This is a genomic window from Snodgrassella alvi (genome assembly GCF_040741455.2).
GTDB lineage: Bacteria > Pseudomonadota > Gammaproteobacteria > Burkholderiales > Neisseriaceae > Snodgrassella > Snodgrassella alvi_E.
On the sequence record NZ_CP160328.2, the window covers coordinates 346074 to 362752 of the forward strand.

16 protein-coding genes are annotated in these 16679 nt (G+C 42.4%); 9 read left to right on the plus strand and 7 right to left on the minus strand.

Annotated features, from left to right (window positions below; genetic code table 11):
* Positions 1 to 111: 111 nt before the first annotated feature.
* Genes ABU615_RS01705 through ABU615_RS01715 form a run of 3 tightly spaced genes read left to right on the plus strand, consistent with a single transcriptional unit; the run spans position 112 to position 2650 of the window.
* Complete coding sequence (locus ABU615_RS01705) at positions 112 to 840, plus strand: metal ABC transporter ATP-binding protein (protein ID WP_100140614.1); 729 nt, start codon at positions 112 to 114, stop codon at positions 838 to 840.
* Positions 841 to 844: 4 nt separating this feature from the next.
* On the plus strand, positions 845 to 1720 hold the full coding sequence (locus ABU615_RS01710) for a metal ABC transporter permease (protein WP_370389081.1): 876 nt from the start codon (positions 845 to 847) through the stop codon (positions 1718 to 1720).
* Between the two features lie 42 nt (positions 1721 to 1762).
* Positions 1763 to 2650: a metal ABC transporter substrate-binding protein gene (locus tag ABU615_RS01715; protein WP_370387090.1), complete on the plus strand. Its 888-nt coding sequence runs from the start codon at positions 1763 to 1765 to the stop codon at positions 2648 to 2650.
* Between the two features lie 55 nt (positions 2651 to 2705).
* Here the strand turns inward: ABU615_RS01715 and ABU615_RS01720 are convergent, their stop codons facing one another.
* Positions 2706 to 3587: a ferritin-like domain-containing protein gene (locus ABU615_RS01720; protein ID WP_370387089.1), complete on the minus strand. Its 882-nt coding sequence runs from the start codon at positions 3585 to 3587 to the stop codon at positions 2706 to 2708.
* Between the two features lie 124 nt (positions 3588 to 3711).
* Between ABU615_RS01720 and ABU615_RS01725 the strand changes: the two genes are divergently transcribed.
* Positions 3712 to 4125, plus strand: a complete 414-nt coding sequence (locus tag ABU615_RS01725; RefSeq protein WP_367488133.1) for a DUF1090 domain-containing protein — start codon at positions 3712 to 3714, stop codon at positions 4123 to 4125.
* Positions 4126 to 4313: 188 nt separating this feature from the next.
* Entirely contained in the window at positions 4314 to 4928 is a 615-nt protein-coding gene (lolA, locus tag ABU615_RS01730) for an outer membrane lipoprotein chaperone LolA (RefSeq protein ID WP_267390371.1), read from the plus strand.
* A gap of 52 nt (positions 4929 to 4980) precedes the next feature.
* Here the strand turns inward: lolA and ABU615_RS01735 are convergent, their stop codons facing one another.
* Positions 4981 to 5409, minus strand: coding sequence for a hypothetical protein (locus tag ABU615_RS01735; protein ID WP_370389082.1), 429 nt, complete (start codon positions 5407 to 5409; stop codon positions 4981 to 4983).
* A gap of 78 nt (positions 5410 to 5487) precedes the next feature.
* Positions 5488 to 7611: a DNA internalization-related competence protein ComEC/Rec2 gene (locus tag ABU615_RS01740; protein ID WP_370389083.1), complete on the minus strand. Its 2124-nt coding sequence runs from the start codon at positions 7609 to 7611 to the stop codon at positions 5488 to 5490.
* A 639-nt stretch (positions 7612 to 8250) separates the two neighbouring features.
* On the opposite strand from ABU615_RS01740, the gene ABU615_RS01745 reads away from it, so the two are divergent.
* Together ABU615_RS01745 and aspS are read left to right on the plus strand one after the other, a co-directional pair.
* A complete protein-coding gene (locus ABU615_RS01745; RefSeq protein WP_267390374.1) occupies positions 8251 to 8967 on the plus strand; it encodes a DUF502 domain-containing protein in 717 nt (238 codons plus the stop codon).
* Between the two features lie 70 nt (positions 8968 to 9037).
* Positions 9038 to 10846 (plus strand): aspartate--tRNA ligase, encoded by a 1809-nt coding sequence (aspS, locus tag ABU615_RS01750; protein WP_267390486.1) that lies wholly within the window; start codon positions 9038 to 9040, stop codon positions 10844 to 10846.
* Between the two features lie 95 nt (positions 10847 to 10941).
* Here aspS and trmA read toward each other — a convergent pair whose 3' ends face one another.
* Positions 10942 to 12033: a tRNA (uridine(54)-C5)-methyltransferase TrmA gene (gene trmA / locus ABU615_RS01755; protein WP_367488122.1), complete on the minus strand. Its 1092-nt coding sequence runs from the start codon at positions 12031 to 12033 to the stop codon at positions 10942 to 10944.
* A gap of 50 nt (positions 12034 to 12083) precedes the next feature.
* Positions 12084 to 12800 carry an SDR family NAD(P)-dependent oxidoreductase gene (locus tag ABU615_RS01760; protein ID WP_267390376.1) on the minus strand — a complete coding sequence of 239 codons (717 nt, stop codon included), beginning with the start codon at positions 12798 to 12800 and terminating at the stop codon, positions 12084 to 12086.
* Positions 12801 to 13270: 470 nt separating this feature from the next.
* Here ABU615_RS01760 and bioB point away from each other — a divergent pair, with 470 nt between their 5' ends.
* Positions 13271 to 14320 carry a biotin synthase BioB gene (bioB, locus tag ABU615_RS01765; RefSeq protein WP_267390377.1) on the plus strand — a complete coding sequence of 350 codons (1050 nt, stop codon included), beginning with the start codon at positions 13271 to 13273 and terminating at the stop codon, positions 14318 to 14320.
* 208 nt (positions 14321 to 14528) lie between these two features.
* Positions 14529 to 15284 carry a tRNA adenosine(34) deaminase TadA gene (gene tadA / locus ABU615_RS01770; protein WP_370389084.1) on the plus strand — a complete coding sequence of 252 codons (756 nt, stop codon included), beginning with the start codon at positions 14529 to 14531 and terminating at the stop codon, positions 15282 to 15284.
* 72 nt (positions 15285 to 15356) lie between these two features.
* On the opposite strand, the gene ABU615_RS01775 is transcribed toward tadA, so the two are convergent.
* Positions 15357 to 16067: a sulfite exporter TauE/SafE family protein gene (locus ABU615_RS01775; protein WP_370389335.1), complete on the minus strand. Its 711-nt coding sequence runs from the start codon at positions 16065 to 16067 to the stop codon at positions 15357 to 15359.
* Between the two features lie 75 nt (positions 16068 to 16142).
* Entirely contained in the window at positions 16143 to 16673 is a 531-nt protein-coding gene (locus tag ABU615_RS01780) for a CNP1-like family protein (RefSeq protein ID WP_370389085.1), read from the minus strand.
* Positions 16674 to 16679 lie beyond the last annotated feature (6 nt).

Sequence of the window (16679 nt, forward strand, 5' to 3'; positions counted from 1 at the left end):
AGGCATCACAATGTTTTCACTTTTGCTATGCGGTGTGGGTAAACGGTTGATGGGTGTGGGCGTTATTTTGGCTTTGATGTGGTTGATGTATGCATGGGCAGTGAGTGCATCATGAGTATTCAGGTAGACAATGTCACGGTCAGTTATCGCCAGCGACCAGCTATCCATCATCTCAGCATTGATTTTAAACCAAATGAAATGTGGGCAATATTCGGCCCTAATGGAGCGGGTAAATCCACGTTGCTCAAAGCCATTATGGGGCTAGTACGGCCCGATAGTGGTGAAATTTGCTGGCAGCATTTACAGCGCTCTGATATAGCTTATCTGCCTCAGCAGTCGGATATTGACCGCAGCCAGCCTATGAGTGTGTTTGAACTAGTTGCTATGGGGTTATGGTATGAAACTGGTTTCTTTGCGGGTATCAGTAAATCTATGCATCAGCGGATTATTGCAGTATTAACTCAAGTTGGTATGCTGCAATATCAGGCACGCAGTATCGCGCAGTTGTCAAACGGCCAGTTTCAACGAGTATTACTGGCACGCATGTTGATTCAGAATGCTCGTGTTTTGTTGCTTGATGAACCATTTAACGCAGTTGATGCTGCTACAACTTTTGCTTTGTTGGATATTTTGAAAGCATACCAGCAGCAGAAGCAATGTACGGTGATTACGGTTTTGCATGATTATGAGCAGGTGCAGGCGTATTTCCCCTACACTTTGTTAATTGCTCGGGAAAAAATTGCAGCGGGTAAAACGGATCATGTATTGACTGAACAATATCTGCAACAGGCGGCCGCAGCAATGCAGCAATACGAACAGGACCAGTGGTGTAACAGGTAAATTAATGAATATGGCCTATTTACTCTTTCAGCCTTTTGCTGATTACGATTTTATGCGTTATGCATTATGTTCAATTGTATTTCTGGCTTTAGGTACTGCGCCAGTTGGGGTTTTTTTGATGATGCGGCGTATGAGTCTGGTTGGGGATGCGCTTGGGCATGCTATTTTACCGGGTGCAGCAGCCGGCTATATGCTAGCTGGTTTAAGTTTACCAGCAATGAGTTTAGGCGGGTTTATTGCTGGCCTGTTGATGGCATTGCTGGCCGGTTTGGCCAGCCGATTTGCCAATGTGCGCGAGGATGCCAGCTTTGCCGCTTTTTTTCTTACCTGTTTGGCCTTAGGTGTGGTGTTGGTGAGCCGTGGCGGAAACAGTGTTGATTTATTGAACTTACTCTTTGGTTCGATTTTATCAGTCGATAAGTCAGCGCTGACGCTGGTGGCTATAGTGAGCAGTATTTCAATGCTGGTATTGGCTGTGATATATCGCCCGCTAATGCTGGAAAGCATAGATCCACTCTTTCTACGTGCTGTGAACGGTAAAGGCACGCTTTGGCACATTATTTTTTTAATACTGGTTGTGATGAATCTAGTTGCTGGATTTCAGGCTTTAGGAACACTGATGTCTGTAGGTTTAATGATGTTGCCCGCTATCAGTGCTCGTTTGTGGCAGAAATCTATGGGCGGTATTCTGATGATAGCAGCTATTATTGCTGTGTTGTGCGGCTATATAGGTCTGCTATTGTCTTTCTATATTGATTTACCATCTGGGCCGGCTATTATTCTGTGCTGTGGTATGGTTTATATACTGTCATTATTTGTTGGCAGTGAAAGCGGTATTCTTTGGCGAATCTATAAACGTCAGCGACACCATGTTGCTTAGAGATAATTTTTGCATCATAAACCACTGAAGGATATATAAAAAATGAAACGAGGCTTTTTTATTTGCCTGCTTAGTATGTTTCTGTGTAGTTTAGCCAGCCTGCTTCAGGCGGCACCGCTGCCGGTTATCACCAGTTTCAGTATTCTGGGCGATGTTACACGACAAATTGGCGGTGAACGTGTACAGGTCAGAAGCTTGATTGGTTATGATCAGGATGCGCATATGTATCAGCTGGTCAGTAAGGATTTACGCGACATGCGCTCAGCCAGACTGATTCTACTTAATGGTTTAGGCCTAGAACCATTGTCTTTGCAACGAGCTGCTCAACAAAGCCGCGTACCTTTGGCTACTGTTACTCAGGGCATTCAGCCTTTAATGATGACAGACGACGGTCACGACCATCATCAGCACACAGACCCACATATATGGAATGACCCCGTTCTGATGCAGACCTATGCGCGTAATGTTGCCAAAGCACTGATTAAAGTTGATCCGCAAGGCAAAGCCTATTACCAGCAGCGACTGGCTGCTTACCAGCGCCAGCTGGCAGAGCTCAATAACTGGGCAACTAAAATATTTAATGCTGTACCGGCAGACAAACGTAAGGTATTGACTGGTCATGATGCTTTTGCCTATATGGCCAAGCGTTACAGTATTCAGTTTATTGCTCCGCAAGGTGTAAGCACTGAAGCCGAGCCATCAGCGCGTCAGGTGGCAGCAATTATTAGCCAGATACGGCGTGAGCATATCAAAGCCATTTTTATAGAAAACATTAAAAATCCGAAAATGGTGCAGCGAATTGCCAGCGAAACTCAGACAAAAATCAGTGGTCGTTTGTACTCAGATGCCTTGAGCAACGGTGCGCCAGCAGCAACCTATATTGATATGTTCCGTTTTAATGTTAATGCACTCGCTGCGGCTATGAAATAGATTGAGAATACAGTTTCAGAATTCTTTGGCCGTTATTACCTAACAGAATACATATTTAGTTTTGCAATGCCAGCCGCCAGTTGTGTACATCAGACTGGCGGCTTTGTTCGAAATTTTCCAGCATTTCCAGTTCAAAACGGGAAAAACCTGCTTGTTCTCGTGCTTCGATATTTACATAACCTCGGAAAATAAATAAATCATAACGGCTGAGTAAACGCCGAAATAAAGCCTGTGGTTCTAGCCCTCGTTGTGCGCATAAATACTGATACCAATAATTTCCCACTTGAACATGGCCTACTTCTTCGCGGTAGATAATATCTAATACTGCACAGGTATGCTCATCTCCTTTTTGTGCAATTTTAGAGCGCATTCCTGGGGTAACATCCAGCCCACGTGCTTCCAAAACGCGTGGTACCAAAGCCATCCGCAGCAGTGGATCGAATGCGGTTTTATAGGCCATGTCCCATAAATGATTGTGCGCAGCAAAGTCACCATAATCATAGCCGAAAGCTTGCAAACGTTGCCGCATAAGCTGAAAATGATGTGCTTCTTCAGCTGCAATACGTACCCAGTCGCGGGTAAATTCTTCTGGCATGAGACGAAAGCGGTAGGCTGCGTCTAGCGCCAGATTGATTGCATTAAATTCAATATGACAAACGGCGTGTAATAAAGCCGCATATCCTTCCTCGGTTGAAAATTTACGGCTTTTCACTTTAGAAGGTGGTACCAGCTTAGGTCTTGCGGGATGGCCGGCAAAACGAAAATCACGTATAACAGCCGTTACCTCCCTCTTCAGAGCATTGGCTGGTGTTTGAATACATAATTTATGAGCAGTATGGCTCAAAGAACATTTTTCATCAGGCAAAGTACTTAACAAAGCTGATTCCAATAAGGCAGCAATGGACATTTTCACAGAAAGGGGTAAAAAACTGAGCATTCAGTATACATGTGCTGCAGTAACAAAATAAACTTTGATTTAAACTGAATTTACATTTTAGATAGTGTTTATCGCTGCTTAGTTTTACAATACACAGAATTAATTTTCTCTAGAGGTTAAATTTATGAAAACAACACGTATACTTAAAGTGGTTCTGCTTTGTCTGTCATTGTCTGCCGCCCTACCAGCTTTGGCCGATCATCAATGGCAAACCTGTGCTGAAAAACAGCAACAGATTGATAATCAAATGCAATATGCCCGCGCCAATAATAATCAAAGACAGATTAACCGTCTTAATGCACAAAAAGCCGATATTGCGCAAAATTGTAACAACAATGATTTGCGTCAGAAATATCAGCAGAAAATCGCTAAGCTAAATAATAAAATTGATGAAACACAGCGTAAGCTAACAAAAGCTCAGGCAAAAGGCGACAACGATAAAGTAGCAGAGCTGCAAAACAAAATGAATGAAAATACAGCCAAACTTCAACAGGCAAAACAGAATTATGCCCGTTTTGAGCAGGCTGCCAAACAGTAAAATAGGCTAATATCCACACCAATAAAAAAGCTGATTTATCCGCTTTTTTATTGGTATTTTTATGCCAAGTGCAGACGTGTCTAGGTCTTAGTCCAGAATGGCATGACCTATCAAACATTGATTTTCTGTTCCAACTTTATCTGTAAACAGCTAAAATATTCAATAATTGTTAAGCAAAGGAGTATTTAATGCGGATTTTGTCTCAGGCTGTACTCAGCGGCATTTTGGCTTTCAGTACTGCATGGGTTAATGCAGGCGGACTGGAAACTTTGCAAAAATTCAATGCTGATACAGATGGTATTTCCGGACAGTTTAGTCAGTCAGTGAAAAGTAAAAAGCGAACTCAGACAACTGCGGGTATTTTTGCTATTCAGCGGCCGGGGCTGTTTCGCTGGGAATACACCCAGCCCTATAAACAGATAATAGTAGGTGATGGAAACACTGTCTGGCTTTATGATCAGGATCTGGCTCAAGTCACAAAACGTGCTCAAAATCAGACAATTGGCGATTCTCCAGCAGCCATTCTATCTAATAAAACAGCCTTAAATGCCAACTATTCATTATCTGATGATGGTAGCAGCAACGGTATTGACTATGTCCGTGCCTTACCTAAACGTAGTAATACAGGCTATCAGAATATTCGTATCGGTTTTAAAGGTGAGAATCTGGCTAATATGCAGCTAAAGGATAGCTTTGGTAATTTGACTACGATTACATTCAGTAAAATCAATACGCATCCACAATTAAACCGGGCACAGTTCAAGTTTACACCTCCCAAAGGTGTAGACGTTCTAACTCAGTAAGTAAACTTATAACAAGGCAAACAGACAGGTTTAACCTGTCTGTTTTTTTGCATTAGCAGCGATGAACAAATGTCCGTCCATTGTGACTACTTCGACACCAACGCGGCCGGAACATCATCCAGTCCATATCATCGTCCCATCTTCGTTGCATGGCCCAGCTACGCGCCTGCTCTAGCTTCACCTGATTGATATAATTATTCCATGCCAGCTTGTAGCAGCTTTGAAAAATAGGCAAGTTTACTTTCTGCATGTATTCTTGAGCTATTTTGGCATTAGCAGGGTCGGAAAAAAAAGCTGGATTCTGCATCTGAGCCTGCATCAGCTCAGCGGTGCGAGGGTCGCACTGAGCAGCTAGATCAAGTTGTAATTTTTGCTGTGCAGCTTCCTCTGCCGCAGCCCGTGCTGCTTTTTGCTCTGGGGTAGCACATGCAGCCAGTATGAAAGCTGTCAGGATATATATAGATAGTTTACGCCAGTGCATGTTGAATCCTTCAAATCAGCCGTTTATTTATTTTATCCATTATACGCCAGTATATTATGGCGTTCAGTTGCTGGTAAACTAAAGTAATGCTGGTTTACGCTGCCAATAAGGCCGGTAGTTTTGTAATAACTTCCAATGTAGTGGGTGTGAAGATAGAGTTGTCTGTAATCCTCCCTGCCGGTCGGTGCGTAATAGAGTAACACCTTCTTGTTTCAGTAACTGTTGAACCTCTGTGTGAGGATGGCTATAAGAATTGGCAAAGCCGGCACTGGCTACTGCATAGATAGGAGCCACAGTACGAAGAAAGTTTTTTTCACTGGAATGTTTACTACCATGATGGCCTAATACAAGAATCTGACTAAATAAATCATCACCATAAGCCTCTACTAAAGCTCGTTCTCCTTGTTTTCCCAGATCTCCAGTTATTAGCAGTGCCTTATCAGCGCTGATCACTCGCAAAACACAACTGTAATCATTTTTTTTATTATTCTGTGTTACTGGTAGATTCAAAAACTCAAACCATACTCCATCCCATTTCCAGTTTTCACCACCTAGGCAGGGTTGCACCGGAAAGTTATAGGCTTTGCTCTGTCCAGCAATAATTTTCAGTGGTTGCAGCTGTTGCCTAATTAACGAAGCACCACCATCATGATCATTATCATGGTGTGACAATATCAGCGTATCCAAACGATTGATACCAGCCGCACGCAGGTTGGGCATAAGCACAGACTGTGCCGCGTAAGCTGTACCAGTATCAAATAGCAATTCATGTCTGGCGGTAGTAATGCTGATGGCTAGTCCCTGCCCTACATCCCATATTTTGATATTAGTTTCGCCAAAAGCCGGTTTAGGAGGCCGGTAACACAGCAATAAAAGCAAAATAAGCAAACACAAAGGCCGCAAATACCAGCCTTTAGGCAAAAGTAACAACATAACTGCAACAGCAGCAATCAACCACAAGGCTAACGGTGCCTGTGCCGGATAGTATTCTGGAGCGTAATCAGCAATCCAATGCAGCATACGCATGGTTCGCTCAGCCAGATAAGCCGCCATCGTGCGTAAGATATCTAATGGCAATATCAACGAAAGCAAAGCCAGTGGTACCAGTACCAAGGTAAACCAGGGAATGGCAACAGCGTTAACCAGTGGCGAGATAATGGCTACCGAACCGAAACAATAAGCCACCAGCACCACGGAAGCCATACCGGCAGCCCATTGACCCTGTACCATCTGCCGCCATTTAGCATGCTGACTATTACCGTCACCTGCCCACATCAGCACTGCTACCAACAGAAAAGAAAGCCAGAAACCCACGCTTAATGACGCTAGCGGGTCAAACAGCAGCACTAATGCTATGGTCAGCCACCACACTTGAAAAGCGCGTAAATAACCGCGACGCCACGTAAGTGCCAGTATAATAATCATCAGCATACTCCGCTGTGTAGGTACAGCAAAGCCGGCCAGAGCGCTGTAAACAATGGCAGTTATAACTGCTGTAGAGCGCGTATATATCCACGGCTGATGGATTCGTACCGGCATATACTGCAAGCACTTGCTGCATAGCCATCCTGCCAGCATAGCCAACATCCCCACATGCAATCCGGAAATACTGACTAAATGATTTAGTCCCAACGGGCGGAATATCTGCCATGCGCTTGCTGGTAATGCAGATTGTTCCCCCACAGCAAGCGCTTTCAGGAGAGCTACACCTTGCGGATATTTTTGCTCCTGATTATGCCAACGTGCGCTGCACCACATGCGCCACTTAGCAAGTTTTATTTTCCAATCTGAAGCAGCTGTTAAAGCTTTACGTTGTCCCTTAACGACATTAGCCATAGCTCCGATACCATTACTGAGCGCCCACGCTTCACGATTGAACCCAATCATATTGTTTTCCCCGATAACAGCGCGAACTTTGGCCTTAATCTCCCATCGGCTCCCCACTGGCCATTCTTGCCTGCTGTAATCAGTAATCAACCATTGTTGCTGCCGGCCGTCGGGTAGGTTTACTTGAGCAACAAAGCGGCTGCGTTGTGTATCCTGCTGCGGTATATCTTTAACCTGAATAGTCACAATCTGTAGTTGAGCCTTATCGGTTATTGGCCACTGCTGTTGTAAGACTGTATCGGTGCGCCATAACCCAAAAATTACACCTGCACATAGTGCTGCAACACAACGACACCACAGCCAACCAGAACACACAAACAGTATCAACAATACGAAAAAACACTAATCCATGGCCAGATATAAGCCTGAGGTAGTAAAAAAGAACCGCAAACACCTGTTACCCACCATGGCAGCCACGCACAGAAAAAACGGAAACTGGCCATACAGAAAGCTATAACTTCCTAAAACGTTATAAGAATATTGATCAAGGTACAGATTATACCAAATAGATTAACATAAAAATTTATTTGTAATTATTAATTATTCATTAGTTATAAATTGCAAATAAGAAATTAAATCGATTTTGCTGATATGGTAATGTGAATCTTCAAAAATTCGGTAAACCAATGCTTGCAGAATCTAAAATAAAAGGTTCTCTATTATTTTTCTTTAATATCAAAAATTTAAAATCAAACAAATTAATTGTATACGAAAATATAAATACATACATTTGATCAATTCAGCATACCGATGCTGACGATACAAATCAAACACATATAACAGTTAATAAAGATGTATCTCAGACATCATCAAACCAATTCTGAATCTTTGTTTGCCCCTTAAAATAAAATTTAATCAACATCAGTAATAGCCACTGTGAAAACAACCAAATATGGGTATAATATAAAGTTTGATATTTGTAATCAGAACAGATTAAAAGGACTTTCTCAAAATATGGCACCACAGCCTGCCGAGGGCGGAAAACTAAAAAAATCTCTGAAAAAGTACATGCTCACCGGCGTGCTGGTCTGGCTGCCCATTATTGTCACCATTTGGGTAATCAGCTATATCATCGGCATGGCTGATGAGCTGGTGAATATTTTACCGGCACGTTGGCAGCCACAGGCACTTTTCGGTTTTAAAATTCATGGTCTGGGTCTTGTAGCAGCTATAATCGTGGTTTTCTTCACTGGCCTATTGGCTGCAAATATGCTCGGACGTAAAATATTTGCCGCATGGGACGCCTTGTGGGGACGCATTCCGGTAGTGAAAAGTATCTATTCTGGCGTAAAAAAAGTTTCTGAATCTCTTTTGTCAGATTCGCGCCAGTCATTTAAAACACCGGTTCTCATTCCGTTTCCGCAACCCAATATCTGGACAATCGGATTTGTATCTGGACATATACCGGATAATATTGCGTCGGCATTGCCAAAGCAGTCTGATGCTACCCAGTCCAATGAATATATTTCGGTTTACGTGCCCACTACTCCCAATCCCACTGGTGGCTACTATATTATGGTCAACAGTAAAGATGTACGTGAAATTGATATGAGTGTGGACGATGCACTGAAATATGTTATTTCATTGGGAATGGTGCAGCCGGATGAACCACCGCACAACCAATCTTTACAGGCAATATTTTCTTTACATAAGCCTGCCAGACCAAATTAGCATACAACTGGCCGGAATGGATATTCCTGATAACACAATTAACCGTAATCACAGTAACAAAGGCATCAAAATGCGAACCAACTATTGTGGCTTAATCAACGAACAATACCTCGACCAAACCGTCACCGTGAAGGGTTGGGTTCATCGCCGCCGAGACCATGGCGGAGTGATATTCATAGATCTGCGTGACCGAGAAGGCATTGTACAGGTTGTAATTGATCCGGATACACCGGAAGCATTCAGCTTGGCTGATTCTGCACGTAATGAATACGTATTGAGCATTACCGGCCGCGTGCGCGCACGTCCGGAAGGTACTAAAAATGACAAAATGATTTCTGGTGGCATTGAATTGCTTGCCAAAGAAATTGAGATTCTCAATACTGCAGCTACGCCCCCCTTCCTGATTGACGATGAAGGCATCAGCGAGAATGTTCGTCTGACCAACCGCGTTATCGATTTACGCCGTCCAGTAATGCAAAATAATTTGCGTTTGCGCTATCGTGTTGCTATGGCCGTGCGCAGCTATTTAGATAGCCAAGGTTTTATCGATATTGAAACACCGATGCTTACCCGCTCCACTCCAGAAGGTGCGCGTGATTATCTGGTGCCCAGCCGTGTATTCCCAGGTGAATTCTTCGCTTTACCGCAATCACCGCAATTATTCAAACAATTACTGATGGTGGCCGGTTTTGACCGCTATTATCAGATTGTTAAATGTTTCCGTGATGAGGATTTACGTGCTGACCGTCAGCCGGAATTTACCCAGATCGACCTTGAAACATCGTTTCTGAACGAAAACGAAATCATGGACATCACTGAAAACATGGTAAAACTGGTATTTCAGAAAGCCTTGTCCGTTGAATTGCCTACATTTCCTCGCATGAGCTGGCATGATGCTATGTTCCTTTATGGTTCAGACAAACCGGATTTACGTGTTAGCCTGCAATTTACCGAACTCACCGACGTAATGAAAACGGAAGAATTCAAAGTATTCCGTGCGGCTGCCGACATGAAAAATGGCCGTGTTGTAGCTTTGCGTGTACCGAACGGTGCCTCTTTGAGCCGTAAGGAGATTGATACCTATACTGAATTTGTGGGTATTTATGGAGCCAAAGGTCTGGCTTATATCAAAGTTAATGATATTAGCAAAGTAAATAACAGCGAAGACAGTGGTTTACAGTCACCAATTGTGAAATTCCTGTCAGACACCGCGTTGCAATCAATTATTAACAAAACCGGTGCTCAAAATGGCGATATTATCTTCTTTGGTGCCGATAAAGCCAAAGTGGTAAACGAAGCTATTGGTGCTTTGCGAATCAAAATTGGCCACGAACATGGTGCTGCCAATGGTTACTTTACTGATGAATGGCGCCCGTTATGGGTAGTTGATTTCCCCATGTTTGAATATGATGAGGAAGAACAACGCTGGTCTGCTATGCACCATCCGTTCACCGCTCCTAAGGCTGGCCACGAAGACCTGCTCGCAAGCACTCCGGAAGAATGTATTGCCCGTGCTTACGATATGGTATTAAACGGCTGGGAAATCGGCGGTGGTTCTATCCGTATCCATCGCGCAGATATTCAGGAAAAAGTATTTGCTGCGCTAAAAATCACGCCTGAAGAGCAGCAGAATAAATTTGGCTTTTTACTGAATAATCTGAAATTTGGCGCTCCACCCCATGGCGGTCTGGCTTTCGGTTTAGATCGTTTGGTAACCTTAATGGCGGGTGCCGATTCCATTCGAGACGTGATTGCGTTCCCGAAAACCCAACGCTCACAAGACTTGCTGGTAGATGCACCAAACCATGTTGATGAAAAGCAACTGCGGGAACTAGGCTTGCGCCTGCGCCAGAAAGTACAAACTGAAGAACAGAATTAAAATGTTTTTCTGCAAAAAAACTGCCTGCAAATATCAGGCAGTTTTTTTATTGATATAAAATATAATAAATAGAAAAACATGCTATGAATTAGATATTAACATCTCTGTAACCAGACACCTGATTCAATATGCGGCGTGAACGGAAACTGGTCAAACATCGCAGCCTGCCTTACCTGATGTGTTGTTAACAAGGTTTGTAGATTATCATGCAGGGTAACTGGGTTACAGGATACATAAATTATATTGTCGAATTTCTGTAATAGTTGCAGCGTGTCTGCATCAATACCGGCTCGTGGTGGATCCACAAATACCGTACTGAATTCATAATCAGCCAAATTAATCTGTTCGCTGACAAGACGCTTAAAATCTCTTACACCGGTATAGGCTTCAGTAAATTCTTCAGCCGAAAGCCGTGCAATAGCTATATTCTGAATTTGGTTGGTATCTATATTCCAGCGGGCAGCCTGTACTGAGGTTTTTGATACTTCGGTAGCCAGTACGCGGCGGAAATGACGTGCCAATGGCAAGGTAAAATTTCCATTACCGCAATAAAGCTCCAGTAAATCTCCCATATGAATAGCTTTCGCAACATTTGTCGCCCAGCTAAGCATCGACTCACACACTACTGCATTAGGCTGGGTAAAGCCACCTTCCAATTGTTTGTACTGAAACACTTCATTATCTACGCTTAATCGTTCGATAACGTAATCGCGCTCAAGTACCACTTTTTGTCCACGGCTGCGTCCTATGATCTGAATACCCAGCTCAGAGGCTAAGACTTTAGCTGCCTGCATCCAGTCGTTATTCAGTTTTTTGTGATATATCAGGCTAACTAGCGTATCTCCAGCCAGTGTAGTTAAAAATTCTACCTGAAATAATCGTGATTTAAGTAACTCACTAGTCTGTATGCAATCAAGCAATACTGGCATCAGTGAATCGATATTTTTGTGAGCGACAGCAAAGTGCCGCAATTTTTGCACATTACCATTACCAGCCTTTTCCCCTGGAGCAAACATGGCATAGCTGCATGTTTCGCCATCATGCCAGATGCGGAATTCAGCACGCATGCGATAATGTGATGCAGGTGAAGTAAAAACCTGCATCGCAGGAAAAGCACAGTCGGCAAATAATTTATTCAGATAAAATTGTTTCTCAGTAAGCTGTTGCTGGTAGGCGGCAGAGGTCATGGAGTTTTGTCAGGCAAAGCAAAAAGGGAGCCATTATAACAAACCCTTGTCTACTCCCGCACATCCCGCAGTGTTTGCTGACCATAATCGTCGGCAGCAATCATGGCCGCAATCTTCTGTGCGGTTTCGGCTGCACTCTGCAACTGGCTATTTGTTTTCATGTTAATAAAATTGTTTACCATGGGAAATTTGGCGGCATCAGCTGCACGGATGCATTGCTGCATATTGGTATCCACTACACCAGGTGCAATACTGGCAATACGCACGCGTGGATGCTGCTCCGCAGCAATGACAGCTGCATGCTGATCCAAAGCAGCCTTAGTTGCACCATATACACTCCAGCCGGCAATGGGATGGCGACCGGCACCGCTGCTGATATGGGCAATGCGTATAGAAGCTTTGGTGGCAGCTGCAATTACTGCATTAGTGAGCAGCATAGGCGCAGTGATGTTTACAGCTATGGCTTTGGAAATGGCATCACAGCCTTGCTGACCCGCCAGAGCATTTGGCTCCACTATTCCGGCATTATTTATCAGCGTGACCTCATTTTTATTTTCCAGTCCGTTTTGCCAGCTGGCCGATTGCACCAGTGTGGATATAGCTTCAGTATTGGCAAAATCAATAGCATATTGTAATAGCCTTTCCGGCGGATTATCCCAGCCATGGCGCGATAATCCGATCACCTTAACCTCTTGATTCAGATAATATTCAGCCAATGCGCGCCCCAATCCTCGGCTATGTCCAGTGATTATGACACAATTTTGCATATTGATTTCCCTTTCCAGTATTTTGCTCATTCCATGCAGAAAAGAATATCTACTGAGCTAATCAAATTATATTTATTCTAAAACAGCCCCAGATAAATTTTCCAGCTAAAAGATAGCAAAAACAAACTAATTTTTAACACTTACTGATATTTAATTTGTAAACATTGTTGATTCAACAATTTAATTAAATTTTGAATTAATATCTACACATAATATCGCTGAAATAAATAAAATTTCTAACCCTTTGATTGGCTCGATTCTAATAAATTTTCTCATATAAAGCAGTAAATACATTATTGCTTTTACCTGATAAAAAAATTTAATTTATAAATGAAAAATAATCTAATTCAAAGAGATGTGATTCAAAATTTATTTTTTTAATATAATAATATATTCAAAACGGTTGACAACAAATTTTTACATATTAAGATGCACTGTATTTATCAGATTGACACCAAAAGGAAATTTATATGTCATTAGGTGCTATTCGCCATAATTGGGCATTGCCGGAAGTTATGGAATTATTAAAATTGCCGTTTAATGATTTAATTTTTATGGCTCAAACTGTGCACAGACAGAATTTTCCTGCCAATCAAATACAAATATCTACACTTTTATCAATCAAAACAGGTGCCTGTCCAGAAGATTGCAAGTATTGTCCCCAATCAGGCCATTATAATACCGGGCTGAATAAAGAAAAATTGCTTGAAGTACAGAAAGTAATTGATAAAGCGAAAGCTGCTAAAGAAGCAGGCTCCACTCGTTTCTGCATGGGTGCAGCATGGAAGCATCCTACCATTAAAGATATGCACTATGTTTTGGAAATGGTAAAAGGAGTAAAAGCATTGGGAATGGAAACCTGTATGACATTGGGTAGTTTGACACAAGAACAGGCAACCGCCCTTGCCGATGCGGGATTGGACTACTATAACCATAACCTTGATACTTCACCTGAATTTTATGGTCATATAATTACTACTCGTACTTATAGCGAAAGATTACAAACACTAGCTTATATCAGAGCAGCCGGTGTGAAAATTTGCTGTGGCGGCATTCTTGGCATGGGTGAGTCAATTAAAGATCGAGCAAATCTGTTAATTCAATTGGCCAACTTATCAGAACATCCAGAAAGTGTACCCATTAATAATTTAGTTAAGGTTAAAGGTACCCCACTGGAAAATGAAAAAGATATTGATCCGTTCGATTTTATTAGAGTCCTAGCTGTAGCCCGTATTATGATGCCAAAATCCCATGTTCGCTTATCCGCAGGACGGGAAAAGATGAATGAACAAACTCAAGCTCTTGCATTTTTAGCCGGCGCTAATTCATTATTTTATGGTGATAGATTATTAACAACTGCAAATCCTCAGGTAGAAAAGGATCAGGCTCTTTTCCAGAAGCTCGGGATTATTCCAGAAAAACATGAGGATCACAGCGATGAAATTCATCTAGCAGCCATCGCTCAGGCCGTTAATGAACAAAGACAGATTAATAACTCAAATAAAACTTCAGTTTCCTAACTAGAAATCAAAACCTAAAATTTTTTACCTGAAATTAAAAACATTTTTTTTCAATATCCTGCCATTAAATATAAGGATGAATATTTAATGTAATATCGTTCGATTTTTATTCAAAAATAATACTAATTTATAATAATGAGACATAATTTATTCACTTGGATCAAATTGATTTATAGTAAGATAAAGTGCATTAATTTTGTTTTGACTTATGAATACCTTAATGACCACGCCCCCATTACCACATAAAACGATTACTTTCTTAAAACAACTTAATATACATAATGTGGAAGATTTGCGGCGCCGTGGCCCGATTACAACTTTTTTACAACTGCGAAATATTAGTACAGGTACTACTGAAAGAGTATTATGGCAACTGATTGCACTGGCTGAAAACTGTAATGCTCAAAGCATAGGCACAGAAGAGAAAGAATATTGGCGACAACAACTCAAACAACATTCGCCAGTAGCAATATTTCCAGCAAAAGAAAACATGGAATCTTGGATGCGTCATGCATTAATGGCAGCGCATCAGGCACAGTTATTGGATGAAGTACCTGTTGGCGCGGTAGTTGTTTATAAAAATAATATTATTGGTCTAGGCTACAATCGTTGTATCACTGATCATAATGTGAGTCATCACGCGGAAATTCAGGCACTGACAGAAGCAAGCCAAACACAAAAGAACTATCGTTTACAGGAATGTGATGTTTACGTGACTCTTGAGCCTTGTGCCATGTGTGCAAGCGCTTTGATTCAGGCTCGAGTACATAGAGTTATTTATGGCGCCGCAGAACCCAAAACTGGTGCGGCCGGCAGTGTGGTAGATTTATTTGCCGATCGCCGGTTTAATCAGCACACTGCCATTCTAGGCGGAATAATGGAATCAGAATCGCGACAAATAATACAACAGTTTTTCTGTAAAAGGCGTTCATCTTCTCTTTCTACAGAAGACAATTCAATCTGAACTATAGATAAATATTTGAATAATTACTGCCGCGTTTGCATCTTAAATATGTATCATTTATTCTATTATCAATCACATCAAATCGTAGCCAAATTTACCAATCATAATACATAGTAGAACAATAAATCCTTTGCGTAGTAATTTAGTACCGCCACGCATGGCCAGTCTGGCTCCAATTAGCCCGCCCGTTAAATTAGCTATGGCCAGAGGAATTGCCCAATGCCATATTACATAGTGATGAGGTATAAAAAAGCACAAAGCCGCCAAATTTGTGGTCAGGTTGATAACTTTGGATGAAGCAGTAGCAGTAATAAAATCAAAAGCGAAAAACCGCACAAACACAAAAGCCAGTAAACTGCCAGTGCCTGGACCAAAAACGCCATCGTACAGGCCGATAAGGGCGCCGATTATCAAACCATGTATGTATTCGCTCTTAGTAAGTACACTTTGGCGTTCAACCTGTCCAAGATCTTTTTTCAGAAATGTATATGCCGCCATTACGATTAAAATAATCAGAATAGACGGCTTCATCCATGACGTTGGCAGGTATACAACAATATGAGAGCCCAGATACGAAAAACCAAACGCAAGTACAGCTGCAGGTATCAGCATAGCCCAAGGTACGGATATGCGGCGAGTATATTGAGCAGCGGCCACTAATGTGCCACTGGCTGAAGCGAATTTATTCACACCCAAAACAACTGGAGCGGGAGTTTGTGCTGGCAGTACACCAAAGAGACCTGGTATCTGTAACAGTCCACCCCCACCCACTGCAGCATCCATCAGACCGGCACTAAATCCTAGAATTAACAGCCACCAAATATGGGCATCATTTAACCAATCCACATATCTTCCTGTCTAGCGCATAGCGCGAGTTGTGATGCGCTGCATTAATTCTTCGTGGTTACGAGGCAAACCGTCTTCACAGAAGGTCTGATACAGTACAGAGCGCACTCTATCCAGTTCATTCAGTGAAGTGCCGATTACTTTCCATTGGCCATTGCGTGGCTGGATCCAGCGTTTGTTAACATCATTACCAAAGCCGAATACTTTCATGCGTCGTGTAGGACAATGAATCGCTTCTGCTGAAAGATTGTTAATGCCCTGCGCAGATTGCTGATTCAGAATATAGTGCACAGTTCGATCGGGATTGATGGAAATGCTGTTGAGCAAAAGCTTGGGGTGGCCGCTGTAAGTCTGGTTGATATATACATCTACCCACTGCTGGTTACCAGCAGGATAAGCGGGTAATGGTACAGCCTGCTCTTCCCATGCCTGATTTTCGTCTGGACCTATATAGTGTTCGTTATATAAGGTTTCCTTTCGTGCCAGTGCTAGAGCACATACACCAAGTAATAGGGTTGCAAGCACGGTTTTGGCAATATTCATACCCAA

Coding starts and splice junctions, on each gene's coding strand:
- ABU615_RS01705 (WP_100140614.1), top strand. CDS start 112: ATGAGTATTCAGGTAGACAATGTCACGGTCAGTTATCGCCAGCGACCA.
- ABU615_RS01715 (WP_370387090.1), top strand. CDS start 1,763: ATGAAACGAGGCTTTTTTATTTGCCTGCTTAGTATGTTTCTGTGTAGT.
- ABU615_RS01710 (WP_370389081.1), top strand. CDS start 845: ATGAATATGGCCTATTTACTCTTTCAGCCTTTTGCTGATTACGATTTT.
- tadA (WP_370389084.1), top strand. CDS start 14,529: ATGAATACCTTAATGACCACGCCCCCATTACCACATAAAACGATTACT.
- lolA (WP_267390371.1), top strand. CDS start 4,314: ATGCGGATTTTGTCTCAGGCTGTACTCAGCGGCATTTTGGCTTTCAGT.
- ABU615_RS01720 (WP_370387089.1), bottom strand. CDS start 3,587: ATGCTCAGTTTTTTACCCCTTTCTGTGAAAATGTCCATTGCTGCCTTA.
- ABU615_RS01735 (WP_370389082.1), bottom strand. CDS start 5,409: ATGCACTGGCGTAAACTATCTATATATATCCTGACAGCTTTCATACTG.
- ABU615_RS01775 (WP_370389335.1), bottom strand. CDS start 16,067: ATGGATGCTGCAGTGGGTGGGGGTGGACTGTTACAGATACCAGGTCTC.
- ABU615_RS01725 (WP_367488133.1), top strand. CDS start 3,712: ATGAAAACAACACGTATACTTAAAGTGGTTCTGCTTTGTCTGTCATTG.
- ABU615_RS01745 (WP_267390374.1), top strand. CDS start 8,251: ATGGCACCACAGCCTGCCGAGGGCGGAAAACTAAAAAAATCTCTGAAA.
- bioB (WP_267390377.1), top strand. CDS start 13,271: ATGTCATTAGGTGCTATTCGCCATAATTGGGCATTGCCGGAAGTTATG.
- aspS (WP_267390486.1), top strand. CDS start 9,038: ATGCGAACCAACTATTGTGGCTTAATCAACGAACAATACCTCGACCAA.
- ABU615_RS01760 (WP_267390376.1), bottom strand. CDS start 12,800: ATGCAAAATTGTGTCATAATCACTGGACATAGCCGAGGATTGGGGCGC.
- ABU615_RS01780 (WP_370389085.1), bottom strand. CDS start 16,673: ATGAATATTGCCAAAACCGTGCTTGCAACCCTATTACTTGGTGTATGT.
- trmA (WP_367488122.1), bottom strand. CDS start 12,033: ATGACCTCTGCCGCCTACCAGCAACAGCTTACTGAGAAACAATTTTAT.